We start from the raw sequence: 25,940 nt of genomic DNA on the forward strand, positions 1-25,940 counted from the left end.
GAGGCTGATATGTTTAATTATATTTGCATTGAGCAAACAATAATTGCCGCGATATTTTAGCTTAATAGCTCAATGAGGGGGTTAATTTTTATCTTTAAACTCTGACATAGCAATTAATCTGCCTAAAAAGGTAGATAAACCCGTTGTTTTTCTTATTCTTTCCGCCCAAAGGCCACCAATAATAAAACCAATGGCAGCGCACATAGGTACCCTTAAGCTGTAGAGCTCACCTGCTTGTAAACCAAGTAAAAAACCAATGATAACGCCGATTAATGTTGGTGATGCGGCCACGGTTAGCCAAAGTAATGCTTGGACAAAAAGTGCCGTGAAATTCATTAAATTTCCTTTTGGATTTTATTGTTGTGAATATTATTCAATAGGAGAGTTAACTATTGTGATAATTACTATGCTTTTTGTGCGCCACTGCTGAATATTAAAGCGACTAGCAAGGTCGGAATTGCCGCATACATTAGCGGTGCTATAGCAAAGTTTAAAAAGACAAATATAGAGACTAAGAATAAAACTATTGGTAGAGCAAAATAAAATATGTTTTGCTTAGAGATGAAAGTAAAAGCTTTACGTACAATTAAGACAATAATGATAGATAATATTGAAGCAAATAACACGATTAAGGTATTGGAATAGTAGGGAACTACGAATTCGTTATATGGTTGAAGAAACTCTGGAACAGGCATAGCTGCAACTACACCAGATAACCAAATAAAGATGTAAGCAAAAGAACTACCTAATAGAAATGAAATAGTATTTTTGTGCACGTTAGTCATCATAGACTCCTTCCTTGTGAAAATATATTATGAACCCCTTATTGACATAATATGTCCAAGCTTAATTAAAATGTCAATGGCAAATCGATACTCTAAAATTTATGAACATATAACGCTCACAATAATGGGCAAATATCAGTGGCTTAAAATAAGCAAGGCAGCAGCAAAAATCAACAATTATTGCTTTGTTAAACAGTTTGTTATATTACACAGTTAAATTTCCAAGGTACGCCAAAGCGATCAGTCACTATGGCATAACAAGGTGACCAAAAAGTTTTTTGAGGTGGCAAAATAACCTCGCCACCCTCTTTAAATATCTCGAATAGTGATTTTACCCTCTCCTCAGATGCTAGTCTGAGCAGCAGACAAAATCCTGCTGGTTTCTCATACTCGTTTATGACGGTATCAGTGCCTGCTATGTCAATATTACCAATTGAGATACTTCCATGGAGAATTTTATTCTGCCATTCGTTTGCTACATTTTCTGAAGCAGGAGAGTCCTTATAAGTAAGTAATGGGCCAATGACAGCATCCAAGTTCTTTTGATAAAATTGAAAAGCTTCTTCACAACGACCATCGAAATTTATGTGAAAAGATAAATTCATTCGCTATCTCCATGTGTACAACGCCGAAGGCGTAAATTGACTGATTTGTTATGTTCATTTTTCTTTGAAAACAAGAGAGTTTGCCAAAGTGCGTGCAGACTCTAGTATTTCTTTAGATTGTTTTCGAGATGAGCTGCATCGTGCGATCATCACACTGCCTGCTAGAAGCGATACCAAAGCCAATGCACTGGTTCTATCTCTGCTAACTAACCCCGTACTCATTTGAGCCACAATTTGCTCAAGCTGCTCTGAAAATAACTTCTTTGTCTTTTCATCTGAGCGCATTACATCTGTTGAAAGTGCTGGAACTACACAACTGTGCTCAAGATCATCCATATGCTCTAAACTTAAATAGAAATCCAAAAACTGTTGAGGCCAATCGTCTTGATACTGTTGCTCAAGCTGAGTGAGGGTATCAATATAGTCATTCATTCCTTTTTTTACAACCTCATGAAATGCTTGGTTTTTTGATTGGAAGTGACCATAAAAGGCACCAGATGTCATTCCCGCTCGTTTTGCCAGACCATTAATTCCCAAGCCACTGTAACCCTCTTCACGAAAGCCTTGTTCAGACGACTCCAGTATATGGCCTCGTACCTTTTTCATGTGTTCTTTAGAAGCTCTCATTAGCCAACCTTAAAAATTATAGATAATGATCATTATATTTTACTTGAAATAAATAGCGATCACTATTTATACTAAATATAGTGATCACTACACATTAAAATCAACTCATTAATTTATGGAGAAATAACATGCCAATTCAAATCATCATTACTGAAGGACTTATTACTAAGGAAAACGCTCAAAAGATGCATCAAGCCGTTGGGCAGGCTTTTCTAGATAATCACCAAATCAGTGATAATCGATTCATGCTGCCAAATATTGTTGGCGAGGTGGTATTTATGGATAGCGAACTAACATTTTCGGGGTTAAAACCGTCCCCTCTAGCTATTGTTGAACTACGAGTGCCCTCATTTACGTTTGGCAGTCAAGCACAAAAAGATAGCTTTGTACGAGAAGTCACCGACATTGTGCTTACTCATACCGGGGGAACAATTGACAAGGAATCAATATGGGTTAATGCCGTTTATGCCGTAGAAGGACTTTGGGGCATTGCAGGTAAAGCCTATACAAATGAGGAACTTGGTGAAGCAATACAACAGGCCAGCTAGTTTGCAGCCTAAGCCCTTTAGCCTGCTCAGGCTAAAGGGCGTTTTCAGGAGGAATAATATGAAAAATACTAATCAAGTGCTGCAATTTTTACACGTGATGCTTCGAGTGAGTGACCTTCAGCGTTCACTTGCTTTTTATACCGAATTATTTGCTCTAAAAACCTTAAGACAGGTTGATTATCCAGAGGGAGAATTCACACTTACCTTCTTAGGCTTTGAAGCAGAATCAAGCTCAACTGTAATTGAATTGACGCATAACTGGTATGAGAAAAAGTATGACAAGGGTGATGCTTTTGGACATCTAGCTTTCGCGGTAACCGATATTCATCAATTTTGTCATTCACTAAAAGAAATGGGCGTAAAATAACAAGAGAGCCTGGTCCGGTGCAATTTGATAACAGAGAAATAATTGCATTTATTGAAGACCCAGATGGTTACAGTATCGAGCTGATTGAGGCTAGGTAAAAGCATAACGAATGATATGGACTCCCCACTTGGCATTTATCGCTAGCGAATGTGCCATAGTGGAGTTGTGTTATTAAGCTTCGCTTGAGGAAAGGCAACTACTTTTTGTTTAGAACACTTAGTTTGCGTTTATAGCTTTAATTAAAAACGGGTCTAAAAAAGCTACGTTCATAGCTAACAATACAATCAACTTTATCGGCATACTCAAATGCTTTAATGCACTCTGCATCACTGAGAGATTTAATTCGATAGTCCTCATAATCAGACAAACTATTAAATGAAAATAGTGCTAATGCGATATTGTTGGCGCCCTCAGAAGGTAAAAAGTAGCCGTTATGTATCCCGCCAAACTTTTTAACCAGAGGTATCCACATCTTCGCATACTTTTCAAATTCGTTTACTTTCTTGGGATCAATTACATACCTGACATAACATGTGATCATAGTGGCAACACCTCTTGTATTAACAGTAACGTATAATGCCCAATATTGGGCTGATAATAACCGATGAAAATAAAAGACAAAGGAGCAAAAGCTAGCAGAAAATTATCTTAGTGATTTAACAAGCGAATTTGAGCAATTTTTTAGCTGCGATTTTCGTCTAGCTTTGTAACTATTGCTTTTAAATCAGTAAGTTCCATATCTTTATAGATTAAATATGCCGCAATAGACATAGTAAAGCTAATTTTGCTCTCCAGTGCCGACAAATCCCACCATTCGGGATACTAGGTCTTTGTCTTTTTCGACAAAGTATTGACCGAGTTGAACTTGATGTGAACCATCTGGACCTAAACCCTCGAAAGCAACAGTGACACGTGTAACCTTGGATATGGTATCGCTTTTAACCACTTTGGCTGACCAGCCGGGAGCATTTGCACTAAACATAGCTACATAGTTATTTAATGCTTCAATACCATTTAGCGTTTCAGGTGTTCGAGGGTCAGCGTACTGTATGTTTTCTGTTACTGCGCTATTTATCTTAGCAAGCCTTGGCTCGCTTTCCTGTATTTGCCAAGCTTCAAAAAAAGTTGCAATGCTATCTGACATATTTCTATCCTATTTTTTAGTTGGAGTAACAACGTCCGCAATGCAATGCCTTATATGCGCACTACATATTGCTGTATTTATATTTCTACTACTTATGATGAAACTTTAACAAATTTAAGAGTCATACGATCAGATTCACCAATTTTTGTGTAAACCTCTTTGTCTTTTTCTTTCAGCGCAAGGCTTGGAGGTAATGTCCAAACGCCTTTCTCATAGTTTTTGGTGTCTTTAGGATTAGCGTTTATTTCTGAGCTCGCGACTAATTTAAAGCCAAATGATTCAATTACACTGATAAGATCTGATTGTTTCCAACGGCCACGTTTCGAAGCAGCTTCACGATCGCTTTTAGAACTTTCATCTTCTCTGTGTTGCACTATGGCCAAAACACCATTGTTTTTTAATATTTGCCAAGATTGCTTGAGCCCATTTTCTAGCCTTCCTTGATTTTGCCAGTTATGCATTGTCCGCACGATAAAAACAACATCTAACGACGCCGCCTCTACAGGTAAGCCTTCAACGGCTGGTAACCAAGTACCAATCGCATTATTCCCATATAAGTTTTGTTCATTTTTTATTTTCTCCGGATAGGCAGAAAGCTTTTTTGCCCAGTCAGGCCACTTTCCATAGTAAGCAGGATTGTGTTGCAACCCCACATACCTTCCTTTATCTTTTAATAAAGGTGCAAGTATATGGGTATACCAACCGCCCCCAGGTGCGACTTCACCTACAGAAGATGTTTCATTAATTCCAAAAAAACGTAACACCTGTTCTGGGTTACGAAATTCATCTCGCTTGATTTCTTCCGTTGTGCGGTAAGAATTATTGTGAACTGAATGCCAAATCGCATCTTTATCATTTGTGCCACCGACGGCATCATTTACAAATAATAGAAGTGCAATGCTTACAATAAAATTATATTTAGCCATTTTCTATTTCCTTATATTTAAGCTTGAAATGTTAGATAAGCTTACCCGTGCATGTAACGCCCACAATAATGGGCAAATATCAGTTCCTTAAAATAAGCGATGCAGGAGCAAAAACCAACTGATATTTGTTATGCTTACTTGACCTGAGAAGGTTCATATGTGTTATGTGCCTGTAGTCGTTAAAATGCTATTTAGTGCACTTAACTCTATATCCAATTGAGCTTCATTAATGTGACCTTTTTGATACGCTACCTCTAATTCTAAGAGTTTTAATGTTTGCTTTAAAACCTTGAGATATAAAGGCGCATTAAATGCACGACTTCTTTTAAGGTTGATTAAGTATTCGTTTAGCTCACTTAATGTTGTCTCCGATAAATTTTTGCTAACTATATTTTGCATTAAGAAAGTGTCTAAATAGTCTGGGTATGGTGGTGGATTTTTTACATAGAACTCAACCCTCAACTTATCTTCTTTTGGCAATTTATTAAAATATTCTATTAATTCTTCACTATATTCATAACACGTCTCTACTGAAGAGATAGATGACTTTAAAAGTTTAATAACATCTTGTTTTTCTTTTTGTTTCGCTTCGTAATTTGTAATAGATATAGCTAATAGAACACCAACTAATGTCGCAATAAGAGTGAGAAAAAAATTAATACCTACACTGTGTCGCTCTATAATACTGTTAAATTTAGGTATAAACGTAAAGACACCAAGAAAACAAAGAACAATAGTGAATATTAGGTAAAGCATTTCAATCCTTTTGACTGACAAAAAATATATGTAAAGGTACTGGGGCTACGCCGCAATTTGCAAAGAGCGTAGCGATTCCGACAAGATTGCCTGGTTACATTGAGTCTACGACGAGTTCATTAAGAAACTGTTGAGCTCGTGATAAGGCAGGGTCATTACCATTAACATCCCGATCAGCAGGACTAATCATGATATGAGGTTCAAAGTCTTCTCGGTAGGTATTATTTACGTGATATAGCCGTTCAAATCCAAGCTCTATCCAGGTGTCACTTTCAACCAGTTTGACCGTTTTAATGCCCCCCAAAAGATCAGCCATAGGAGCCCCGATAACCGTTACCGCACCGATTGCATCTAAGCCAATTGTCATCCCTTCTCCCATGCTGCCGGTCCAGCGACCAGCTAAGACAACAAAAGGCTGAGTGTAATAAGGCATATTGGGTTCAACATACGCGGTTTCCATGTGGGCCTCTTGGTATGAAATACCATTTTCTTGCGTTTGATAACGTTGATAGGCTGTTTTTTTGTCAACAAAGTGCCCCAATATTGGTTCCGCAACACCGGTATTGCCACCACTTGGCGTATTTCGAAGGTCGATAATTAACGCATTAGTTGCCGACAAGGCACTGATAGCCTCTTTAAAAGCGTTAACAGTTTTCGAATTACCGAGTGAGTTATTAAACCGAATATATCCAATGTCATTCAGTTTTTTATAAGTTACGGTTGGACCGTTTTTCATTGCATTAAGCCATTCATAACTTGCCGCTAATTGGTAGGTTTTGAATTGGTCGTGATTTTTTAACTTAATTATCCGCTGTTTGTTTCGATAACCACCTAAACTAACGTTAACGCCATAGTTAATTTGCTCCAACGAGAGTTGCTCAAGCTTTTTACCAAACACTTTTTCAACCGCTTGTTTTACCGGTAAATTATCGATAGTTATGATTTCAGCGCCTGGTTGAATACCAGCAAGATCGGCAGCGCCATCAGCCTTGATATCTTCAATAATGAACATATTATTTTTGTACGTTGCGCTAATATCTGAGCCTGTTGGAAACACACTAAAGTCATTTTCATCATAGGGGCCAAGGTTTAAGTGGGGATCGTAAAAATGGCGTAAGAGCATTTGACTGACATCTGCAAACTCTTGTTTGCTTTTGGTCGCTAAAGCTCGAGCCTTGAACTCAGTAAATACCTCTTGAACATTCAAGTTAGGGCGATCTAAATATGCGTATTGTTGCTTAAGCACACTTTCAAGCTCTTCCCAAGAGTCTTTAGAATTAAACTCGCTATCTTTTGTCGTATTAATACAACTAGCTAAAGAGGTGGTGAGCAATAAAACTACCCAGGTTCTAATTTTCATTTTTCATACTATCCGTATCGTTGTGAATTAATGTAATGCCGCATCAAGCGAGGAGTAAACGTTGGCTAAAATGTGAAGCGAAGCGGAACTGAGCAGACTATAGAAAGTCCAAATTAAACAACTTATTATATGCAAATTACATAAATGTTATCCATATTGTATCGTCCAGTATACCAATAATTGCAAACACACTACTGACGTGATTGGTACAGCAAAAATAAGATACCGTTTATTTGAATTTAAATCTTGCTTTGTTACCTTAAATAAAGCGTATGAAGCAACCAATGTGATTAGTACTGGAATTATTGCTGCTGCAATAAAATAACCTGTTATAACCGCTATACTGTCAGCATATAAAGCAATGTAAGTACTAATCACGATCAATAGAGCTGTGATTAAAACTAGATTTGTAAAAAAAAACTTTGAATTATTCACAAAACTCCCTTTGCATATAATGTTTTGCTAGTATGTAAACCAAGTTCGGGCAGGCGATTTGCACCGCAAATGATGTGATCGCTTTGGTGAACCGTAATGCAGTGTCTTGTTATGTTGTAAGCCTCTCAGCTATGTCAAAAATTCCATAGCCAACAACAAAGCCACCAAAACAAAGCCCTACTGTTCTTAGAACTTTAGGAGCATCTTGAGGAATTGCAACTTGATTAGCTATAGATATCCTTTCACCTAGAAACCAACAGAGGCATTTCTCAGCTCCCCAAAAAATAATTGCTAAGTCTACAGCCAAAAGCGCAAAATGATTTTCTTCTAAATAACTCAGAATGAACATTAGAGCGAAAAAAACAATAGCCAAAATAAACATAGCTTTTCTAATTTGTTTCAGCATCCAGATACCATTTTGACAACCAACATTTTGCCAAGGGTAATTGGTTGTTGGCTATACTTGCGCGAAGCGCCAAGCCAACTGTTAATTGTTCCAGTGAGTTTATGAACGAACTTGAGCAATTTGTTAGCTGCTTATTCTGATTTATTCGAGAATTTACGTTTAATCCATTTCCAACCATAAGCGAATGGTATAAATATGATAAACCAGAACTTTTTAGCAAAAATAGCAGCAGCGGCTAAAAAGCCTGCTTTCACAGCTGCTTTACCTGTTGCAAGCTTATAAACTAATGCGCCAGCCCCCATTGCAGCAACAGTGTCTGTTTCTGGCATAAAGTCATCATATTGAAAGCCTTCATTATATGTGTAACTCGCTAAAGCAGGCTCCAATACAGCCTCGGCATTAGTAAACTGTTCTGGCGAACCAGCCCAAATAACTTCCGTATAACCTTTTCTTCCTAGTTTCAATGCCTTAGCGTTGACGAACTGTCTGTTGTCACTTGTATGCCCGTTAATTGCCCAATAAATGATTGAGTTTTCTTTATCTAGAAAAGGAGTCTGTGACCAACCGTCTATATATAGTTTGGCATGACCTTCAGCTCGTATTTTATTGGTTTCTTCTGTGCCTTGTATAATTTCTGCTAACATCTCATCAGAATCAATGTTTTCTTCCCAATCATCCATTTTTACGAAGCCTATCTCGTTCCGCTGATAAATTGTAGTAGATTCAGATTCATCGACATGAATTTTAAGTTTTACAGCGTCTGGCTTGAAGCCATCATGCCCTTCGTTAAGAAGCATTAATTTATGGGCATCCTTCCCTAAAACTAAGTATTCATTTTCAGTAATTGTAATTTTTGCATCATTGGAAGCAATATCATAACTGTCAGCGACACCTTTCCAATCTAGCTGCTGCACCTGCTTGAGGTATTCTTCATCTTGAGAAAAAGCTGAAAATGAGAAAAAAATAATATAAACACTTAATAGTCCAAAACGCATTAATATTTCCTTATTTGTTATTGTAACTTCAATTTATGTCGAAATTGCTTAAAGCCAACTGTATTTTGACTTTGTTTAATAGCTTGTTATGTATTCTTTTTAATACTCTTCTTTCCAAGGTAATTGATAATATATTGCTGTTAGAGGTACTGTGAATAATACAACGTTACGAGTATATTCTGTAAACTCCATAAAGGGTGGTTCGAAAAAACCGACCAATGCAATAAGCGCTACTATGACAATTGAACTTGTGAAAGACCAAATGAGACTTCGTGTAAACTTATGGAGTTCTGTAATTTCGAGTAAAGCATAAGCTAACGTCATGAAGATAAACACAGGTATTGTTCCTAACGTGAACAATAACCAAAATAACAGATCTTCACCGTCAAAATCACCGCTTCAATAGTCAACCAATACCATTGGGATTAGCATTAAAAGCCCTAGTTTGAAACCTTTAGTAACTTGTACCAAATAAACCTTAAATTTAGTTTTTTCTAAGATACTCAATGCTAGAGCCAATCCTTTGATGAATACATAATGCCCTACTAAGGGGCTGATAATGCTTGGCTAAACTGTGTAACGAAGTGGAACTGAGCCAAGCGTTAGCAGTCCCGTCCTTGATTGGGTTGTTATGTTTGAGATTAACTCAAACGGCCAATAATTTTTGCTGCCCACTTATCAAGTAGCTTTGCTGGTGTAAAAGATAGGAACAGACCTATTAATGGAAATAATGCCGTAAAAATTGCTGCCACAATTTTGTCTGTTTGGTCTTTAGTCGGAACACCATTGATTTCAATGGAAGCATTTGGGTCTAGCGCGGCTTGAGTAAAAACAAATACCAAAATACTACCAACAAGTATCAATGTCCCACCGGCTAGGCGGCTTACCCCTACCACAATATCTACTTTTTTCTTTAAATCTTCGTCCATACCTGACTCAAACATAACAGTATATTATGTAGACCTCTCAGTAATGTCCGTCTACGTTCATCGCTCTAAATTAACAGAAAAACTCAATAAATCAAATTGTTAAAATTGATTTTACTGTCCAATTACCAACTCGTAAAAAATTAATACTGTCAGCATTAATCTGAATGGCTACGAGTTATGCATCAAAACCTATTTTGATTAATATCGCTTAGTATTAATTTTGCTCAGCGCTAAATTCAAAAATAACTTCATAACTTTCTTTGAAGTTTTGCTTTGGTGCGTATTGCCATTTTGCTAATGCTTTTTTAGCTGCTTGTGTGAATTCTCTATTTACCGTGCTGTTTATCACAGATACCTTAGTGACTTTGCCTTTTTCTGTGATGTGGTACTTAAGTTGAACCTCGCCATATTGCTTATCACGTAGTGAGTTATAGCTATATTTTGGTAACTCCTTATGAATGGGCATTAGTTTAACGTCAGGTTTGCTAAGTTTGGCCAGCGCTGTAATTTGCACTTCAGCCATAGGCAAAGGTGCAGGGGCAATAACTGCTTTATCGGCCGTTTTATCTGATGATATTGGCGCCAAGCGCCTAAGACTTAAAATAAGTTATTGACGCCATAGTCTCTTGTTAGCTGCCTGCACCGTGTTTTTGGCAAGTCGTAAGCTCATTATCTGTTGCGCTGTTTGTAACTAACAATGCCAAATTATTGCGAATCACGATTAATTCTCTTGATATTTATATAGTCTGATAACAGGTTACTCATCGACTATGATCTCACATTTGTAAATAGGCCTGTTAACTTGTGTGATTATAGAGGCAATCTTAGGAAGCAGCTGAGACATCTTTTCGAAGAGCCTCCATGGAGGATTTATTACGATCATCCCTGAAGACGTCATCCCTCTTTGTGATGAGTCATCAGATATACCCAGTTCAAATCGTTGAATATCTCTGATGCCGCTTTTAATTAGTTCTTCCTCCATTCTTGTAATGGAGTGCCTATCAACAACAGGATACCAAATGGCATAAATGCCATTGCTAAATTTTTTATGTGCCTTAATTACACGGTCAATTACCAAGTGGTATTCAGATTTAATCTCATAGGATGGATCGATTAAAACAAGACCCCGCCTACTGATTGGTGGAACCAATGCATTAAGACCGTCATATCCGTCCTTATGGTGAACTCTCATATTTTTTTTGTCGGAAAAGTTGTTGCTTAAAAGATCGTAATCCTTTGGGTGTAGCTCAAACAACCACCCTCTATCTTGGCGTCGAAGATAAAAATTGGCGATAGACGGCGACCCTGGGTAGATATCTATAGCGTCAAATTTATTAAGGGAGCGTATAACTTGGTAATACTTTTCAAGCTCAGGGAGTTCATTAAAATCTAATTTCCCAACACCTTCAGTATATTCCTGTAACTTCTGCGAATCAGGATTCCAAAGGTCGTAAATGCCAGCTCCAGAATGAGTGTCGATATAATCAAATGGAGAATCCTTTTTAATAAGATGTTCAAGAATTTCCACTAAAACTATATGCTTAATAACATCAGCAAAATTACCTGCATGAAATGAGTGACGATAGCTTAACAATTGCTGAGCCCTTTAAATATAAAGCCCACAATAATGGGCAAAAAATGGTTGGCTAAAATAACCGACGCAGGAGCAAAAGCCAACTGTTATTTGTATAAAAACTCATGTTGATTAATATCGCTTAGTATTAGTTTTGCTCAGCGCTAAATTCAAAAATAACTTCATAACTTTCTTTGAAGTTTTGCTTTGGTGCGTATTGCCATTTTGCTAATGCTTTTTTAGCTGCTTTAACAATATAGCGCTTTTTAAGATATCCAGAACCTTTGAACTCGGCAAATAAACTTGTTACCAGCATGGCAAAAATTATTGCTTTGACTGAGTGAATTTTTACTATAGTTAGCAGATTAAAGACAAATTAGGTGAAAAGGTAGTAAGCATGGCGACAGAAAACAAAACCCAACCTACATCAGTTTGCCCGTTAGCGTTTATTGCTACAGTTGAAAATAAGCGCCGTCGTGAAGATGCGTTAGTTGCTCTTGAGCTATTTAAAAAAATTACCTCATTAGCCCCGATAATGTGGGGGTCATCTATTATAGGTTTTGGCAGGTATCACTATAAGTATGATAGCGGCAGAGAGGGTACAATGTTGGCAGTAGGCTTTTCACCAAGAAAAGCTAATCTGGCATTTTACCTTGGTGATAAATTCGCAGGCGCTGCAGAGCTATATGCCAAACTGGGAAAGTACAAGCGGTCGGTGGCTTGTCTGTATATTAATAAGCTGGCAGACGTTGATCTTAACGTTTTGTCAGAAATAATCAGGCGTGATTTTGACAATACCGTGCAGGCTGATCGTACAAATACGAGCTAAGTAAAGGCCTTGTGGTAGTTTACTTCACCTGAGGGCAATGGTGTGTCTTTTAGGGCTAGCGCCAGGAAATATTCTGCTGGCACACCCGCATAGCTTAACTGCGGGTAGGCTTTAAAACCAAAGCGCCTATAATATTCAGGCTCGCCAAGTAATACCACACCTTTTGCTCCAAGTGCTCTTAGCTGCTTTATCCCTTCATTAATAAGTTTGCTACCAATACCTTGCCCTTGCATATTCGGAGCAACAGATACTGGCCCTAAGCCAAACCATTTCAGTGCTTTACCTGAAATTTCTACAGGTGAAAAAGCAATATGACCAACAATTTCATTATCAATCTTGGCTAACAAAGAAAGGCTTAATGCACCTTGTACGCGCAGCTTTTCAACAATGAGATGCTCTGTTGGCAGTGCGCCCGCTTGATGGTGAGGGTGGTTTTCAAATGCTTTATAGATAACTTTGCTTATGCCATCTATATCTTCAGTTTTTTCGTTATCTATATTCATATCTTTTTAGCCTATTGATAGCTTTTATGGCTCTGCGCATTTAAGGCATTTATTTATAAATGAAATTTATAGCTTGGTAAATAAATAACAAAAAGTTAACAAACCCTATTGTCTTTGTAATTGTGATAATATAACATCTTGCGAAATGTGATATTGTCACAAAATAAAACAGTAAGGGAAAAAATGAAAAAGTTAACAATACTTGCGGGTGTACTTAGTGCTGTATTAGGCACAAGTGAGGTATTTGCTGATCAAATATCTGGGCGAGTAAAGGATGCACAGGGCAACGCAGTAGCCGGTGCAACCGTAAAAGTTATGGGCGCAAATGCCAAAGTTATCACAGATAAAAACGGCAATTTTTTATTAGATGTTCCACCTGGCCACTACGAGCTACACATTGCGGCAGAGCAGTATGTTCATCGAAGTGTCAAACTCGATGTTAAACAAAATCAAAGTAATACACTTGATATCTCACTAGATAAGTCAGCCATCGAGATTGTCGATGTTGTTGCTACGCCTTTCCATACCTCAAATATCGAATCTGCTTTACCTGTTACCGTATTACAAGGTGATGAGCTGCGCATGAGACAAGCTAACTCATTAGGCGATAGTTTAAGTAAAGAAGTGGGTGTTCACAGTAACTTTCATGGTGGTGTTGCTAGTACGCCAATTATTCGTGGTTTAGATGGACCACGCGTGTTAGTAACTCAAAATGGTTTAGATGCTGGTGATGCATCGCGTGTTGGTCCTGATCATGCGGTATCAACGGAAGTGTCAACCAGTGAGCGCTTAGAAGTACTACGTGGTCCGGCAACGCTATTTTACGGTAGCGGTGCTATTGGTGGTGTCGTCAATGTAGTCGATGAGCGAGTACCTACTAGCAATGAAACCAAGGGTGAATGGTTGCTGCAACAAGATACCGTTAATGACCAGTCACAAGCTTCAGGTAGCATCAATACAGGAACAGATAACTTTGCATTGCACCTTGATGGTTTTTGGCGAGATGCAAAAAACTATGAAATTCCTGAAAAAGATGGTGTTGATGAGGTTGCTAATTCAGCATCAGAATCAAGCGGTTTTACCGTTGGCGCGAGTTACTTAGTTGAACAAGGCTATGTTGGTTTTTCTTACCAAGACTTAACGCAAGAGTATGGTATTCCAGGGCATAGCCATGGTGATGAAGATATTGACGTACTTGCTGACTTACAACAAAAAAGATGGCAAATACTCAGTGAATTAGATTTTGATAACAGTGTGATAAAGTCACTAAATTCTAAGTTTGCTTATACAGATTATCACCATAGTGAGTTAGAGCTTGATCAGGTAGGCACTACCTTTGAAAATGAATCTTATGAAGCAAGAATAGAGTTATTACATCAGGAGTTTTGGCACTGGCGTGGCGGCATTAGCGTGCATTACAAGCAAAACGACTTTGCCGCGCAAGGTGCTGAAGCATTTACACCGCCTTCAGATACGGAATCTATTGCCTTGGCTTGGATGGAAGAGCGTCACTTTGGCAATGTCTTAGTACAATTAGGTGCACGTATTGAAAGAACTGAAATTACTGCCAATAACGTTAGGTTACCTGAGTTAGAGTTTGAAGAAGAACATGATGATGGTCACGACCACGATCACGACCATCATGGTGGTGACGAAGTGGTACGTAACTTTGATGTTTCCCATGTCTTTAACCCGACCAGTCTTTCTGCTGGCTTAGTCTGGGATTTTACCGACGGCTATAACCTAGGCGTGTCTATTTCACGTTCGCAGCGTGCGCCATCGTCGGCAGAATTATTATCTTTCGGCCCTCACATAGGTACAAGCACTTATGAAGTAGGGGCTTTATTTAAACAGTATGAGTCGGCAGATCATCATCCGTATATAGGGTTAACTGATGAAGATATCGTCTTAGAAACCGCCAATAACATTGATATTAGCTTACGTAAGTTTAAAGGTGACTTTGGCTTTATTTTCAATGCCTTCTATAACCAAATAGATGATTACTATTATCAACAAGCGACAGGTTTATCAGCAGGTGATGGCCATGATCACAGCGGTCATGATCACGGTAGCCATGGCGGTGAAGAAGAAATTGCTCACACCCTACCTTTATATTTGTTTACCGCAGAAGATGTCGAGCTACATGGCTTTGAAGCACAGGTGGTTTGGCAAATTTCTGATAGCTTTGCTTGGAAAGTACAAGGTGACTTAATTCGTGCTCGCTTAACTTCTGGTGAAGAATTACCGAGGACACCGCCGGCGCGCATTGCCACAGAGTTTAAGTATCAGAGCAATAACCTATCGGCTGACTTGTTATTTACTCAGTATTTCGACCAAGACCATGTTGCTGAATTTGAATCAGCCACTGATGGTTACTTATTGGTTGATGCCAACATAAATTACTACTTTGATTTTGGCGCACATAATTTGGCGCTTTATCTGAAAGGCAGCAATTTAACTGACGAATATGCACAAGTACATACCTCATTCTTGAAAGACTTGACGCCATTGCCAGGCCGCTCTTTTGCCTTGGGCATTCGCGGCTCTTTTTAATCACAATTTATAGATAAAAATTACCAGAAAATTTCAACAAGGAAAATTATGAAACACTCATCACTATCAAGCATAGCGCTTGCTATAGCCGCCTTAAATTTAGTGGGCTGTAACGGCAGTGAAACCACAATTATTGAAAAAGATCCAACTATCACGCCAGATCCAGGCCATGGGCATGACGAAGAATTACCTCATGGTAGATTAGCTATTTCAGACTCAGAGCAACCATTGTTGTACATTTATGATCTTGAAGAAAATGAGCTCATTGAAACGATTAACTTAACGCACCCAGCCGAGTACCTATACAGCAGCCCTGAAAATAGATATGCAGTCGCAGTACACAGAAGTAATGATTTGGTTGAGTTTGTTGATGGTGGCTTATGGCAAGAGTTACATGGTGACCATTACGATCAGCATGAAGATGCGCCTAGTTTGACCAGCTTTACGCTAACCGATGTAAAACCAACGCATTATGTACCTCGCGGTGAAACAACAGCCTTCTTTTTTGATGGCGATAAAGACAGTGGCGCAGTCGCTGGTTTAAGTGTACTCAGCGATGAAAGCATCAGTGAAGGCAGCATTATCGCTCACCATAGTTTTGATACCTATATGCATGGTACTGCGGAAATTCGTGGTGATTTTGTGTTAACAACCTTACGTGATGCTAACTCGGAAAGCAGCCTGCCAGAGCAAGTAGTGTTACTTGAGATGCACGGCGACCACTTCCATCAAGAACAAGTTTTTGAAGAAACTTGTCCTGCGTTACACGGTAGCTTCCAAACCGAAGATCACATTGCTTTTGCTTGTGGTGATGGCGTGCTTGTAATTGAACAAGATGGTGAGCTATTCACTGCTAGCAAATTAGCCAATCCAGACTCTATGCCAGAAGGTGTGCGTATTGGTTCGTTAAAAGGTAGCCCAGAGTCCCCACTAATGATTGGTTTATCAAGAGGCGGCGTATTCTTAGTGGATGTTGACCATGGCGAAATTACCCCGTTTGAATGGCAACCAGAAGAAGATATTAGTTATCTAAGCTATGGTTTTGATGGTCATAATGAACATATGTTAATGCTTGATAATACAGGTAAATTAAACCTATATGCAGCAGAAGAAGGTTGGCAGTTGGAAAAGCGTATTGAGGTATTTGAAGAAATTGCTGAAGACGCGAAACCACTGATTATCGCATCGAAAGTTGATGATTTAGTTTATATCGTTCATGAGCATGAAGTATTAACGGTTGATTTAGCTGAAGGTGCAGTGATCCACGATATGCATTTAGATTTTGAAGCAGGCAAGGCTGCTTGGTTAGGTATTGCTGCTGAAGAAGGGCATGATCACTAGAGCTGAGGCTAAAACCTCTTTACTCTGCGTTAAAAGTGGCTGATTTAGCAGACTAAACTGCGCAACTTTTGCCTTGATTAAAGAGTTTTTATCCATCAGCTGAATGATTAAATAAAGGTAAATAGGATCTTAAATATTTTTAACTAACATGTTTTAGGCAGAGGCTGCATCTTGGATGTTCGCTTCCTCTTTTGGCCACAGCTTGCTGTGGCCTTTTTTTAGCCAGAAAAAAGCACCTGTATTTAGGTGCTTTATGTTAGGTGCTTTATGTTAGGTGCTTTATGTTAGGTGTTGTTAGGAGCTGTTTATACCGGCAAACTTGGCGCTGGTATTGTTGGCTCAGTTGCCACTAATTTCTGCCTTTTTTCTGCAAGTAGTAAGTAGAAGCTAGGTAGTATAAATAAGGTAAAGATAGTACCAATGAACATACCAGCCACGAGAATAATACCAATACTATTACGTGCTTCTGCACCAGCTCCGGTAACTAACACTAACGGGAAGTGACCTAAAATGGTCGCCGCTGTGGTCATTAAGATAGGGCGTAAACGAGTTGTTGCCGCTTCTGTAACCGCCGCTAGTTTACTTGCACCTTGCTCTTGCGCATGATTAGCAAACTCAACGATTAAGATACCATTTTTGGCAATTAAGCCGATTAAGGTGATTAAGCCAATCTGTGAATAGATATTAATAGTGGTTAGCTCAACATAAGGGATTAAGAGCGCACCTGATAATGCTAATGGTACACAACCAAGTAGCACCACTAGTGGGTCTCTAAAGCTGTTAAATTGAATCGCTAATACCAAGAAAACAATCACTAAAGATACTGCCAATACCATAATTAAGGTATTACCTTCTTTACGTAGTTGACGTGATTCACCGGCATAATCAATGGTGTAGCCCGGCGGTAAAATATCTTTAGCGGCTTGCTCAATGGCTGATAACGCGGCTTCTTTATTTGAACCAGCAGCAACACCACCGTAAATTCTAAAGGCGCTTTGCTGAGCGAATGTGCCTAACTGACGCGGTACTGTTTTCCAGTGTAAATCAGCAACGGCAGATACTGGCAATAACTCACCTGATGGCATTTTGATATTCAGTGACAATATTGCTTCGGTTTTACTGCGTACGTCATTATCAACAATTGGGATAACGCGATAAGCTTTACCACTAGCATCAAAGCGGTTAACAAAGTTGTTTGATAGTAATATGCCTAGCTGCTCACTGATTTGCCCGACGTTCATGCCTAAATCAGCAATTTTTTCGCGATTTAAGCGCAGCTCTACCTGAGGTAAATCAATTTTTAAATCGGTATCAGCATAGAGGAATTGGCCACTGCCAAAAGCAGCACCAACAAGTTGATCGGCATATTGCTTCATATCATCGTAAGATGCTGAAGATTTAACGATCATTTCCACTTCAAATTGACCTGAGCTAGGCAATGATGACGGTAAAATAGGTAGCATATTCAGGCCTGGAATTTGCGCTAATTTACCGTAAATTGTTGGCACTAAGGATTGCGCGCTAAAGTCACGCTCATCTGCTTTTACTAACTCTAAGCCGCCAAAGCCACCTGAGCCAAAGATAATTTGCCAGATTTGCTTACCGCCTTCAATTTCTCTTAGGCTATCAACCACAGGCCCCATTTGACCAACGTTGTATTCAAGTGATGAATCTGGCGGTGACTGAATAACAAACATCACGCCAGCTTGATCTTCTATTGGCGCTAGCTCTTTCTTTGAATCTAAGTAAAAAGGCACGGTTAGCAATGAAACCACAAGTGCCACTAAGAACACTTGTCCCTGCCACCTAAAAATGTGCGTTAACAGTTTGCCATAGGCTTTTTGAACATCATCAAAAACATGATTAACTTTTCTTGTTAACCAGCCTTCTTGTCCACCTCTTGGCGAGACATAAGCACTCATAATAGGTGATAAGGTGATGGCAACAATACCTGAAATTATGACCGCTATGGCTAAGGTAAAGGCAAATTCTTTAAAGAGTACGCCGGTTAAACCTGATAAGAAGCCAATAGGTGCATATACCGCAGCCAACGTAAGTGTCATAGAAATAATAGGCACTAGTAGCTGGCGAGAGCTGATCAGAGCAGCATCAACCTTAGACATGCCTTGTCGCATTAAGCGAGCAACGTTTTCAACCACAACAATAGCATCATCAACCACTAAGCCAACCGATAATACAATGGCTAATACCGTCAGTAAGTTTAATGAAAAGCCCATCATTGCCATAGCGCCTATCGCGCCCAAAATAGAAATAGGTATAGTAATTAAGGGCACTAGGGCGCTGCGGAATGAGCCCATTAGCATTAATACCACAATACCGACTAATATCACGGTTTCAGCTAAGGTAGTGAAGATTTCCTGTAGGGCATCACGCATATATAGGGTGCCATCGTAAGCAAAATCAATGCTAATACCTTGAGGCAGCGACTGGTTTAGCTCTTCAACCTTTTTATATAGTCGATCACCAATAGCAATTTCATTGGCACCCGGCAGCGGCCAGATAGAAATATACACAGCATCATTGTCGTTTAATCTGGCGGTAACGTTAGAGTCTTCTGCGGCAAGCTTAACGGTAGCGACATCTTTAAGGTAGATATTAGCGCCATCTACCTCACTGATAACTAACTGTTTAAACTCTTCAACGCTGCTTAATTGTGTGTTGGCGACAATATCAATCTTTTGTCTATCATTTTCTACATAACCCATAGTGGCTATGGTGTTATTGGCCGCTAAGGCTTGGTAGACATCGCTAGCACTTAGGTTAAATACCGCTAAGGCTTGTGCATCTAACCATACGCGCATTGCTGGCGTACGCGCACCTTCAATGCCAACACGTTGTACCCCTTCAATCGCGTTAAGAATAGGGTTAACTTGTCTGGTTAAATAGTCAGTAATACGTGATAAATCATTACCATTGGCATGAACATTTAAGTAGAACACGGCAAAAGGTCTATCGGCGCGACTTACCGAAACCACAGGATCTTGCGAGCCAGAGGGTAATTCATAGCGGATTTGGCTTAAGCGCGCTGTTAGCTCTGCTAAGGCTAAGGTACTGTTTTCATTTAGCTTTAACCACGCAGTGACTTTACTGCTACCTGAGGTGCTAGTGGAATCAACATATTCTACGCCTGGTACAGTGGCTGCAACACGCTCAATAGGCTCGGTAATAAAGCCTTGTACAACATCCGCTGAAGCACCTATGTAGTAGGTATCGATAACCAGTGACGCACTTTCAATTTTGGGAAATTGCAGTACCGGAATTTTACTTGCTGACCAGATGCCCGCAATACAGATAATAATCGACAAAACAATGGCAACGACTGGGCGTCGCACAAAGATGTCCATAATTGAGGGTTTATTTTCTTGCATTATATTCCCTTATTGCTGAGCAACTGTGCTGCTTTCATTGTTGGCAACAAATACCTTCATACCAGGAAATAGTTTAAATGCGCCTTTGCTGGCGATAACTTGTCCTGCGCTTAAGCCATCAACAATCATCACTTGATCGCCTTGGCGTTCACCTAGTGTTACTTTGGCAGGTTTAGCTCTAAAGCTACCTTGTTCTGCCTCTTCCAGTAAGAATACGTAGTTACCTAAGGCATCGCGTTTGATAGCTAAATCAGGTACGGCAATAACGGTTTCTTGCTCGGCAATGGGGGCTATAACGCTAACTAAGGTATTAGGTTTTAACGCCAGTGTTTTTGTTGGTACTTGTGCGCGATATTTTAACTGACGTGATTGCCCTGATAATTGTGGATCAATGGCAATGATTTCAGCATCAAATACAGCTTCTTGATTCATTGGTTTGATCTGTACGGTTTCGCCTAATGATAACTCTTGGTAAACCTGCGGAAGGTTGAAATCAATCCAAGTAAAATCATTAATGCCAACTAGCGCTAATACTTGACTGTTTTTATCTAAATATTGACCGACTTCTAAGCTATGAATAGCCACTTTGGCGGTAAACGGGGCAACTAAGGTTTTTTTAGCTATAGCAGTGGTTAGCACGGCGATATCTGATTTGGCAATATCAACGGCAGCACGCGCTTGATCGACACTTTCTTCGCTGATCTCACGGTTTTTATGCAGCTTAATATAACGCGCTAAGGTTTGCTCATTTAAGGTTAAGTTGGCTTTAGCAGCAATAAGGCGTGCTGCTTCATCACGGTGATCTAGTTCAACTAACACTTGGCCTTTATTGACTATGCTGCCTGACGGAGCATTTAAACGCGTTATTTGACCTGCCATTTCATTGGTTAAACTTAAATATTTAAATGGTTGAATTTCACCACTTACTTGCACCGTTTTTTGAAAGCTAACGGTACTTACGGCAATTGAGTTTACTGTAGCAGAAGGCTCAGGCATGTTGGCTGCTTGTGCACTGGCACTTTCTTTTAGTGATGCCTTATAGCTATGTAAGCCAAAGATGATGCTAGCTAGAGCAATAATGACGATGAGCCATTTGGTAAATTTCATGTTGTATCCTTAAACTGAGTTCTCAAACTTATGTTGCTTGAGGTAAAAATAGGTGAATTTTTGCTCTCTATTAATGTTAGTCGTTTTTTATCTTAGTCCAGCATTTTCTAAACACTGGCAGGTGCGAATAATATCGTCATTGCTGACTTTAGTTTGCCAGTCATAACTGTTAACTAATCGTTGCATAGTTTTTATGTGTAAATTATCTGGTGCTAATGCCGTTAGCACTTCTTCAGCATCAAGATCACCATGCCAACATTGATGAACACGTACGGTTTTAAAGTAACCTACTGCTAAAGACCAAGTGGCAAGGTTTATTTCTTCAATATCTTTATTACCTGAGATGAGTTCACCTGAGGCGGCGGCTGATAATAAAAATTGATGAAAGGTAGATTCACAAACCTGACCACAAGCAATCATTTGCTCTAGCCAGCGTGGCGAACAGCGCTTCATCATGGCATTGGTATTAACTATGCTTTCGAGTTGATCATCAAAGGTATACATTTGCACTTTGGAAAAATCTAAAAGACTGATGGCAATAATACGCTCCGGCGTAGTCAGTGGCAGTGATAATACTTGCTTAAACACTCGCTGCCTTTCTTGATACATTTTTGTCGCAAGCGCGATAAGTACATCTTCTTTACATTGAACAAACTTATACACAGACCCCATAGAAAGCCCCGCGAGTTTAGCGATAGCTGACATGGAAAAATCCAATAAACTGCTTTGTTCAATTGCTTTAATTGCCGCGCAGAAGATAAGCTTTTCTTGCTCTTGTGGGCTAAATTTAGGTGCTGGTGCCATAGTAATCTCTGTAATTGAAACTTCATTCGAATATCATTCGAATGAAATTGTAACGGATTTGAAAAAATGATCAAGTGATGACTTATTGAGCGCTAACAGAAGGCTTTTGATTCTCTGTTGTGTTGATGGTTTCCAAGCAAACAGCGCTGTTACACTAAAAACTCAGTTTTACTTTGTCGAGTATGAATAACCTCAGCTAAGTTAAGCGCTTGCTGTTGGTCATTTATGTTTAGCTTAGCGCCTTCATGATTAAGTAACCAAAGTTTACGTTCTATGCCGCCAGCATAGCCAGTAAGGCTGCCATTTGCGCCAATAACACGATGACATGGCACTATGATTGAAATAGGATTTCTACCATTGGCACCGCCAACCGCTTGCGAGCCTTTAGGTTTGTTAACTAGCTTGGCAATATCACCATAACTATAGACTTCACCATAAGGAATATTAGCAAGCTGCTGCCAAACAAGTTGTTGAAAGGCAGTTCCCTTTGGTGCTAGCGGCAAGTCAAAGGCTTTCCTTTTGCCAGCAAAATATTCATGTAACTGATGTTGGCTATCTTTAGTAACTTGATTGGCATTGATAGTTTTAATGTTATCGCCACAGAAGATGGCTTGGCATAAGCCGTCATCATTGGCAGTAAGCTCCATGAGCCCAAGTGGGGTTTCTAAATAATCAATAAACATTATAGTTGGCTCCAAAGTTGGAAGGTTAAATAGCTTCGCCAAGGAGCAGCTTGCTCAGGAGAAAACTCATGATGACTTTGCGCAAGGGCTTTCTTTACTCCTAAATCAGCGCCAAGAAAAATATCGGGATCACTTAAGCCACGCATCTGTGCATAATTGACTGTCCACGGGCCAATGCCTTTTAATGCTAGCCATTGCTGTGGCTCGCTATTATCTTGATGCTCTAGATAAAAGTTAGCAAGGTTTTTTAAGGTGTTTTTACGCGCTTGCGGCATTTTAAAAAAGGCTAAGTCACTGTTAGCAATGGCGTGTGGGCTAGGAAAAAGTCGCATATCACCATAGGGCTCACCTAAATTATCAACTAATTGACTCACTAACGTGCGCGCTGCAGCAACAGATATTTGTTGGCCAAGAATAGCTCTAACTCCTGCTTCAAATAACTGCCAGATGCCCGGTAAGCGAATGCCAGAGTTGAAGGTAAAGGTGCTTGGTAAGCAGTGCTTTAAGTCGCTTTCAATATGCTGTAAATCGGCATTGAGATCGAGAATACGTTTAATATTATGAGTGACTGCTTTTAGCTGGGATATTTCACTGATAACTATGTTAACTTCAAAACAATTTTGCTCAGCTAGGTGAGTTGCGGTGAAATAACCATGACTGTTTTGCCAAGTAAAACTTCTGCCATAACTCTCTTTAGTGCACCATTCAAGCTTATCAATGGCACGAGCTGCTAGGGTTGCCTGCATTACCGGCCAATTGTAAGGCGGTTGATAGTAAAGCTTTACAGTAATTTTGTTATCACTTGCCTGAGTTGATTTTCTTAGTTGTGAAGGCGTTAGCTGTAATTGTTTTTTAAAGCAATCGTTAAAGCGCCTGACACTGTCAAAGCCGCTGGCTAGTGCTATTTCTGTAATAGGTAGCTTGGTTTGGTGTAATAAATGTTTGGCAAATAGGCATTGCTGATAAAGGGCGTAATTCTTTGCTGATGTACCTAAGTGTCGTTTAAACAGTTGTCGTAAATATCGATCGCTAATGCCTAAGCGCTCTGCTAAGTAGGCGAGTGAGTGCTCCTGTAAACAACCCTGATCAATTAAGGCTAAGGCTCTGTCTAAAGTCGCATTAACGCCTTTCCAAGCCGGGGAGTTTGGCGCGCTATCAGGTCGACAGCGCAAACAAGGGCGATAGCCTGCTTGTGCGCACTCAATCGCAGAGTCAAAATAACTGACATTCTCTTCTTTGGGCGGGGAAACTGGGCAAATGCTACGACAATAAATTCCGGTGGTTTTTACTGCGGTAAAAAACTTGCCATCAAATCGTGCATCTCGAGATAAGCGTGCTTTTTGACATATTTTTCTATCTAGTATCATGGGGTATAAGATTCAGTAAAAACAAAGAGTAATTGATAACGATTATAGTCCCTTGCTATTGTGGTACTAGCCATAATCGGAACTCTTACCAAATCCCTAGTATTTACAGCAATTGCATTAGCTACTTGTTTAAAGAACGTGTTGCTTTAAGGCCGCTATCGAGCTTTTTGATCACATCTTCTAAGGCTTTTTCTTTGTTAAAGGCAACATAAATATCACTGGTATGATTAATGTGTCCCTTACTAATCGCTTGCTCGGATAATTGCATTTGTTTTAGGTAATAACTGGCAACCTCGTCAAACATAATAGCCATATCGACACGATTACTGCGTAGTAGTTTGATTATTTGTTCTTGGCTAGAGACTTTTACTTCATCAAATCTGTGCCTTTGCTGTTCGTACTTATCGCCGTACTCATAACCGAGAATCACAGCTATGGAAGTACCTGAAGGAATATCGGCAACCGATTTATAGTCAAAGCGGGTATTTTGCGAGTAATAATAAGAGGCTGAGGCGATCAAAATTGGCTCTTGGCCAAAGGTGAATTTTTTCAGGGTACTTGCTTGTTTAGTGACGTTAAAAGCGCCATCAACTTTACCTATTTCTGCCAGGTGTAATGCGCGCGCATAAGGTACAGTGACAAAGCTAACTTGTACTCCTTGATGAGCTAAAGCTTTTTGCAAGATTTGTTTTGATATGCCATTCCCGTTTTGGTCTGCATAAGGGGGCCAACTGTTTTCTACTGCTAGGGTAATACTGGTTTGCGCATGCGTAATAGGTATGTAGAGTGTGGTAATGATAGTGAATAAGAAAAGAATAGCTTTCATGTACAGAAAAAGACGCGCTAAATAAGGTGTATTATAGGATTATTGTCGACATTTTACATTATCGCTTTAGTCGAATTTTCTTGTTTCGTGATTTTGTTTCTGCCTATTATGGCGTTAGTAGTTGAACCTTGAACGTACGCCAATGACAAATAAAGCGCATATTAACTACCAGCTTATTTTAGAGCAGGTGTTTGATAAAATGACAGGCCTTGAAAATAGTGGTCAAGTAGCAACCTATATTCCACAGCTGGCCAAGGTGGATGCCAACAAATTAGGCATACATTTAATAGATAGTGAACAAAGTCACTATAGCGTAGGAGATGCCTGCGAAAAGTTTTCAATTCAAAGTATTGCCAAGGTGTTATCTCTTACACTGGCATTGAAAGCACGAGGTGATAGTTTATGGCAACGAGTAGGTGTTGAACCATCAGGAAGTGCTTTTAATTCACTTGTTCAGCTTGAATATGAAAAGGGTAGACCACGTAACCCTTTTATTAATGCTGGCGCTATTGTTGTTTGTGATGTACTGATTTCTGAGTATCGGCAGCCAAAATCTGAGCTGCTAAAATTCATTAGAGCATTAAGTGGTAATGCTAAGTTGTCATTTGATCCTGCGGTTGCTGAATCTGAAAAGCGTACCAGTTACCGTAATAATGCCTTAGCGCACTTGATGAAAGATTTTGGCAATATTGACAACGATATAGAGACTGTACTCGATTTGTATTGTTATCTTTGTTCTATTGAAATGACCTGCCAAGAAATGGCGCAAACCTTTATGTATTTAGCTGATAATGGTGTTAACCCACTGACAGGTGAAGTGGTTGTCTCTAGTATTGAAGCAAAGAGAATAAACGCCATTATGCAGTTATGTGGTTTTTATGATGAAGCCGGTGAGTTTTCATTTACAGTGGGCTTGCCGGGTAAGAGTGGCGTTGGTGGTGGTATTATTGCCATTCACCCGAAACATTATAGTGTTGCTGTGTGGAGCCCAAAGCTTAATAGTAAAGGGAATTCTTTTATTGGCATGAAAGTACTTGAAGCGATAACTACTATATCGCAGTCGTCTATTTTTTAGCGCTGTA

The 25,940-nt window shown here is 39.4% G+C and carries 27 protein-coding genes and 1 pseudogene; 6 read left to right on the forward strand and 22 right to left on the reverse strand.

What is annotated here, in order from left to right:
- Positions 1-81 precede the first annotated feature (81 nt).
- The 4 genes from EMK97_RS12555 to EMK97_RS12570 all read right to left on the reverse strand — a co-directional run bounded on the left by EMK97_RS12555 (position 82) and on the right by EMK97_RS12570 (position 2,017).
- Complete coding sequence (locus EMK97_RS12555; RefSeq protein WP_130602686.1) at positions 82-336, reverse strand: hypothetical protein; 255 nt, start codon at positions 334-336, stop codon at positions 82-84.
- 68 nt (positions 337-404) lie between these two features.
- Positions 405-788 carry a hypothetical protein gene (locus EMK97_RS12560; RefSeq protein WP_130602688.1) on the reverse strand — a complete coding sequence of 128 codons (384 nt, stop codon included), beginning with the start codon at positions 786-788 and terminating at the stop codon, positions 405-407.
- 197 nt (positions 789-985) lie between these two features.
- Entirely contained in the window at positions 986-1,390 is a 405-nt protein-coding gene (locus EMK97_RS12565; RefSeq protein ID WP_130602690.1) for a VOC family protein, read from the reverse strand.
- Positions 1,391-1,444: 54 nt separating this feature from the next.
- The gene (locus EMK97_RS12570; RefSeq protein WP_130602692.1) at positions 1,445-2,017 is read right to left on the reverse strand and encodes a TetR/AcrR family transcriptional regulator; all 573 of its coding nucleotides are present in this window, start codon (positions 2,015-2,017) and stop codon (positions 1,445-1,447) included.
- A gap of 128 nt (positions 2,018-2,145) precedes the next feature.
- Between EMK97_RS12570 and EMK97_RS12575 the strand changes: the two genes are divergently transcribed.
- The gene (locus EMK97_RS12575) at positions 2,146-2,565 is read left to right on the forward strand and encodes a tautomerase family protein (protein ID WP_130602694.1); all 420 of its coding nucleotides are present in this window, start codon (positions 2,146-2,148) and stop codon (positions 2,563-2,565) included.
- 58 nt (positions 2,566-2,623) lie between these two features.
- Positions 2,624-3,030 (forward strand): annotated as a pseudogene (gene gloA, locus EMK97_RS12580) (lactoylglutathione lyase).
- A gap of 137 nt (positions 3,031-3,167) precedes the next feature.
- Here gloA and EMK97_RS12585 read toward each other — a convergent pair.
- The 11 genes from EMK97_RS12585 to EMK97_RS19060 all read right to left on the reverse strand — a co-directional run bounded on the left by EMK97_RS12585 (position 3,168) and on the right by EMK97_RS19060 (position 11,772).
- Entirely contained in the window at positions 3,168-3,473 is a 306-nt protein-coding gene (locus tag EMK97_RS12585; RefSeq protein ID WP_130602696.1) for an NIPSNAP family protein, read from the reverse strand.
- Between the two features lie 237 nt (positions 3,474-3,710).
- Complete coding sequence (locus tag EMK97_RS12590) at positions 3,711-4,076, reverse strand: hypothetical protein (RefSeq protein WP_130602698.1); 366 nt, start codon at positions 4,074-4,076, stop codon at positions 3,711-3,713.
- Positions 4,077-4,168: 92 nt separating this feature from the next.
- Positions 4,169-5,002: a class I SAM-dependent methyltransferase gene (locus EMK97_RS12595; protein ID WP_211342242.1), complete on the reverse strand. Its 834-nt coding sequence runs from the start codon at positions 5,000-5,002 to the stop codon at positions 4,169-4,171.
- A 162-nt stretch (positions 5,003-5,164) separates the two neighbouring features.
- Positions 5,165-5,758 carry a hypothetical protein gene (locus EMK97_RS12600; protein WP_130602700.1) on the reverse strand — a complete coding sequence of 198 codons (594 nt, stop codon included), beginning with the start codon at positions 5,756-5,758 and terminating at the stop codon, positions 5,165-5,167.
- 94 nt (positions 5,759-5,852) lie between these two features.
- Positions 5,853-7,118: a S41 family peptidase gene (locus tag EMK97_RS12605; protein WP_130602702.1), complete on the reverse strand. Its 1,266-nt coding sequence runs from the start codon at positions 7,116-7,118 to the stop codon at positions 5,853-5,855.
- 544 nt (positions 7,119-7,662) lie between these two features.
- Positions 7,663-7,959, reverse strand: coding sequence for a hypothetical protein (locus tag EMK97_RS12610; protein ID WP_130602704.1), 297 nt, complete (start codon positions 7,957-7,959; stop codon positions 7,663-7,665).
- Positions 7,960-8,090: 131 nt separating this feature from the next.
- Positions 8,091-8,954 (reverse strand): DUF2167 domain-containing protein, encoded by an 864-nt coding sequence (locus tag EMK97_RS12615; RefSeq protein WP_130602706.1) that lies wholly within the window; start codon positions 8,952-8,954, stop codon positions 8,091-8,093.
- A 641-nt stretch (positions 8,955-9,595) separates the two neighbouring features.
- Positions 9,596-9,883, reverse strand: coding sequence for a hypothetical protein (locus EMK97_RS12620; RefSeq protein WP_130602708.1), 288 nt, complete (start codon positions 9,881-9,883; stop codon positions 9,596-9,598).
- Positions 9,884-10,097: 214 nt separating this feature from the next.
- The gene (locus tag EMK97_RS12625) at positions 10,098-10,469 is read right to left on the reverse strand and encodes an energy transducer TonB (protein ID WP_130602710.1); all 372 of its coding nucleotides are present in this window, start codon (positions 10,467-10,469) and stop codon (positions 10,098-10,100) included.
- Positions 10,470-10,640: 171 nt separating this feature from the next.
- A complete protein-coding gene (locus tag EMK97_RS12630; RefSeq protein WP_130602712.1) occupies positions 10,641-11,477 on the reverse strand; it encodes a 23S rRNA (adenine(2030)-N(6))-methyltransferase RlmJ in 837 nt (278 codons plus the stop codon).
- Between the two features lie 127 nt (positions 11,478-11,604).
- A complete protein-coding gene (locus EMK97_RS19060; RefSeq protein WP_170176759.1) occupies positions 11,605-11,772 on the reverse strand; it encodes a hypothetical protein in 168 nt (55 codons plus the stop codon).
- Between the two features lie 81 nt (positions 11,773-11,853).
- Between EMK97_RS19060 and EMK97_RS12635 the strand changes: the two genes are divergently transcribed.
- Entirely contained in the window at positions 11,854-12,285 is a 432-nt protein-coding gene (locus EMK97_RS12635) for a DUF1801 domain-containing protein (RefSeq protein ID WP_130602714.1), read from the forward strand.
- Here the strand turns inward: EMK97_RS12635 and EMK97_RS12640 are convergent.
- On the reverse strand, positions 12,282-12,788 hold the full coding sequence (locus EMK97_RS12640) for a GNAT family N-acetyltransferase (protein ID WP_130602716.1): 507 nt from the start codon (positions 12,786-12,788) through the stop codon (positions 12,282-12,284). The two genes, EMK97_RS12635 and EMK97_RS12640, sit on opposite strands and share 4 nt — an antisense overlap.
- 183 nt (positions 12,789-12,971) lie before the next feature.
- Here EMK97_RS12640 and EMK97_RS12645 point away from each other — a divergent pair, with 183 nt between their 5' ends.
- Positions 12,972-15,341, forward strand: coding sequence for a TonB-dependent receptor (locus tag EMK97_RS12645; protein WP_130602718.1), 2,370 nt, complete (start codon positions 12,972-12,974; stop codon positions 15,339-15,341).
- A gap of 48 nt (positions 15,342-15,389) precedes the next feature.
- A complete protein-coding gene (locus EMK97_RS12650) occupies positions 15,390-16,682 on the forward strand; it encodes a hypothetical protein (protein ID WP_130602720.1) in 1,293 nt (430 codons plus the stop codon).
- A 305-nt stretch (positions 16,683-16,987) separates the two neighbouring features.
- On the opposite strand, the gene EMK97_RS12655 is transcribed toward EMK97_RS12650, so the two are convergent.
- The 6 genes from EMK97_RS12655 to EMK97_RS12680 form a co-directional block, all read right to left on the reverse strand.
- Positions 16,988-20,071: an efflux RND transporter permease subunit gene (locus EMK97_RS12655; RefSeq protein WP_130602722.1), complete on the reverse strand. Its 3,084-nt coding sequence runs from the start codon at positions 20,069-20,071 to the stop codon at positions 16,988-16,990.
- Positions 20,072-20,080: 9 nt separating this feature from the next.
- On the reverse strand, positions 20,081-21,178 hold the full coding sequence (locus tag EMK97_RS12660; protein ID WP_130602724.1) for an efflux RND transporter periplasmic adaptor subunit: 1,098 nt from the start codon (positions 21,176-21,178) through the stop codon (positions 20,081-20,083).
- A gap of 87 nt (positions 21,179-21,265) precedes the next feature.
- Positions 21,266-21,982: a TetR/AcrR family transcriptional regulator gene (locus EMK97_RS12665; RefSeq protein WP_130602726.1), complete on the reverse strand. Its 717-nt coding sequence runs from the start codon at positions 21,980-21,982 to the stop codon at positions 21,266-21,268.
- A gap of 149 nt (positions 21,983-22,131) precedes the next feature.
- The gene (locus EMK97_RS12670; RefSeq protein ID WP_130602728.1) at positions 22,132-22,665 is read right to left on the reverse strand and encodes a methylated-DNA--[protein]-cysteine S-methyltransferase; all 534 of its coding nucleotides are present in this window, start codon (positions 22,663-22,665) and stop codon (positions 22,132-22,134) included.
- Entirely contained in the window at positions 22,665-24,032 is a 1,368-nt protein-coding gene (locus EMK97_RS12675; RefSeq protein WP_130602730.1) for a DNA-3-methyladenine glycosylase 2 family protein, read from the reverse strand. Before EMK97_RS12675 ends, EMK97_RS12670 begins: the two co-directional genes overlap by 1 nt.
- Positions 24,033-24,153: 121 nt before the next feature.
- Positions 24,154-24,858, reverse strand: coding sequence for a substrate-binding periplasmic protein (locus tag EMK97_RS12680; RefSeq protein ID WP_130602732.1), 705 nt, complete (start codon positions 24,856-24,858; stop codon positions 24,154-24,156).
- 121 nt (positions 24,859-24,979) lie between these two features.
- On the opposite strand from EMK97_RS12680, the gene EMK97_RS12685 reads away from it, so the two are divergent.
- Positions 24,980-25,933 carry a glutaminase gene (locus EMK97_RS12685; protein WP_246028783.1) on the forward strand — a complete coding sequence of 318 codons (954 nt, stop codon included), beginning with the start codon at positions 24,980-24,982 and terminating at the stop codon, positions 25,931-25,933.
- The last annotated feature ends 7 nt before the right edge of the window (positions 25,934-25,940 follow it).

Origin of the sequence: Litorilituus sediminis, assembly GCF_004295665.1 — a bacterium.
Classification (GTDB): domain Bacteria; phylum Pseudomonadota; class Gammaproteobacteria; order Enterobacterales; family Alteromonadaceae; genus Colwellia; species Colwellia sediminis.

Coding starts and splice junctions, on each gene's coding strand:
- EMK97_RS12680 (WP_130602732.1), bottom strand. CDS start 24,858: ATGAAAGCTATTCTTTTCTTATTCACTATCATTACCACACTCTACATA.
- EMK97_RS12555 (WP_130602686.1), bottom strand. CDS start 336: ATGAATTTCACGGCACTTTTTGTCCAAGCATTACTTTGGCTAACCGTG.
- EMK97_RS12565 (WP_130602690.1), bottom strand. CDS start 1,390: ATGAATTTATCTTTTCACATAAATTTCGATGGTCGTTGTGAAGAAGCT.
- EMK97_RS12595 (WP_211342242.1), bottom strand. CDS start 5,002: ATGGCTAAATATAATTTTATTGTAAGCATTGCACTTCTATTATTTGTA.
- EMK97_RS12645 (WP_130602718.1), top strand. CDS start 12,972: ATGAAAAAGTTAACAATACTTGCGGGTGTACTTAGTGCTGTATTAGGC.
- EMK97_RS19060 (WP_170176759.1), bottom strand. CDS start 11,772: ATGCTGGTAACAAGTTTATTTGCCGAGTTCAAAGGTTCTGGATATCTT.
- EMK97_RS12575 (WP_130602694.1), top strand. CDS start 2,146: ATGCCAATTCAAATCATCATTACTGAAGGACTTATTACTAAGGAAAAC.
- EMK97_RS12570 (WP_130602692.1), bottom strand. CDS start 2,017: ATGAGAGCTTCTAAAGAACACATGAAAAAGGTACGAGGCCATATACTG.
- EMK97_RS12600 (WP_130602700.1), bottom strand. CDS start 5,758: ATGCTTTACCTAATATTCACTATTGTTCTTTGTTTTCTTGGTGTCTTT.
- EMK97_RS12605 (WP_130602702.1), bottom strand. CDS start 7,118: ATGAAAATTAGAACCTGGGTAGTTTTATTGCTCACCACCTCTTTAGCT.
- EMK97_RS12665 (WP_130602726.1), bottom strand. CDS start 21,982: ATGGCACCAGCACCTAAATTTAGCCCACAAGAGCAAGAAAAGCTTATC.
- EMK97_RS12640 (WP_130602716.1), bottom strand. CDS start 12,788: ATGAATATAGATAACGAAAAAACTGAAGATATAGATGGCATAAGCAAA.
- EMK97_RS12615 (WP_130602706.1), bottom strand. CDS start 8,954: ATGCGTTTTGGACTATTAAGTGTTTATATTATTTTTTTCTCATTTTCA.
- EMK97_RS12675 (WP_130602730.1), bottom strand. CDS start 24,032: ATGATACTAGATAGAAAAATATGTCAAAAAGCACGCTTATCTCGAGAT.
- EMK97_RS12660 (WP_130602724.1), bottom strand. CDS start 21,178: ATGAAATTTACCAAATGGCTCATCGTCATTATTGCTCTAGCTAGCATC.
- EMK97_RS12670 (WP_130602728.1), bottom strand. CDS start 22,665: ATGTTTATTGATTATTTAGAAACCCCACTTGGGCTCATGGAGCTTACT.
- EMK97_RS12650 (WP_130602720.1), top strand. CDS start 15,390: ATGAAACACTCATCACTATCAAGCATAGCGCTTGCTATAGCCGCCTTA.
- EMK97_RS12560 (WP_130602688.1), bottom strand. CDS start 788: ATGATGACTAACGTGCACAAAAATACTATTTCATTTCTATTAGGTAGT.
- EMK97_RS12620 (WP_130602708.1), bottom strand. CDS start 9,883: ATGGACGAAGATTTAAAGAAAAAAGTAGATATTGTGGTAGGGGTAAGC.
- EMK97_RS12635 (WP_130602714.1), top strand. CDS start 11,854: ATGGCGACAGAAAACAAAACCCAACCTACATCAGTTTGCCCGTTAGCG.
- EMK97_RS12610 (WP_130602704.1), bottom strand. CDS start 7,959: ATGCTGAAACAAATTAGAAAAGCTATGTTTATTTTGGCTATTGTTTTT.
- EMK97_RS12655 (WP_130602722.1), bottom strand. CDS start 20,071: ATGCAAGAAAATAAACCCTCAATTATGGACATCTTTGTGCGACGCCCA.
- EMK97_RS12590 (WP_130602698.1), bottom strand. CDS start 4,076: ATGTCAGATAGCATTGCAACTTTTTTTGAAGCTTGGCAAATACAGGAA.
- EMK97_RS12585 (WP_130602696.1), bottom strand. CDS start 3,473: ATGATCACATGTTATGTCAGGTATGTAATTGATCCCAAGAAAGTAAAC.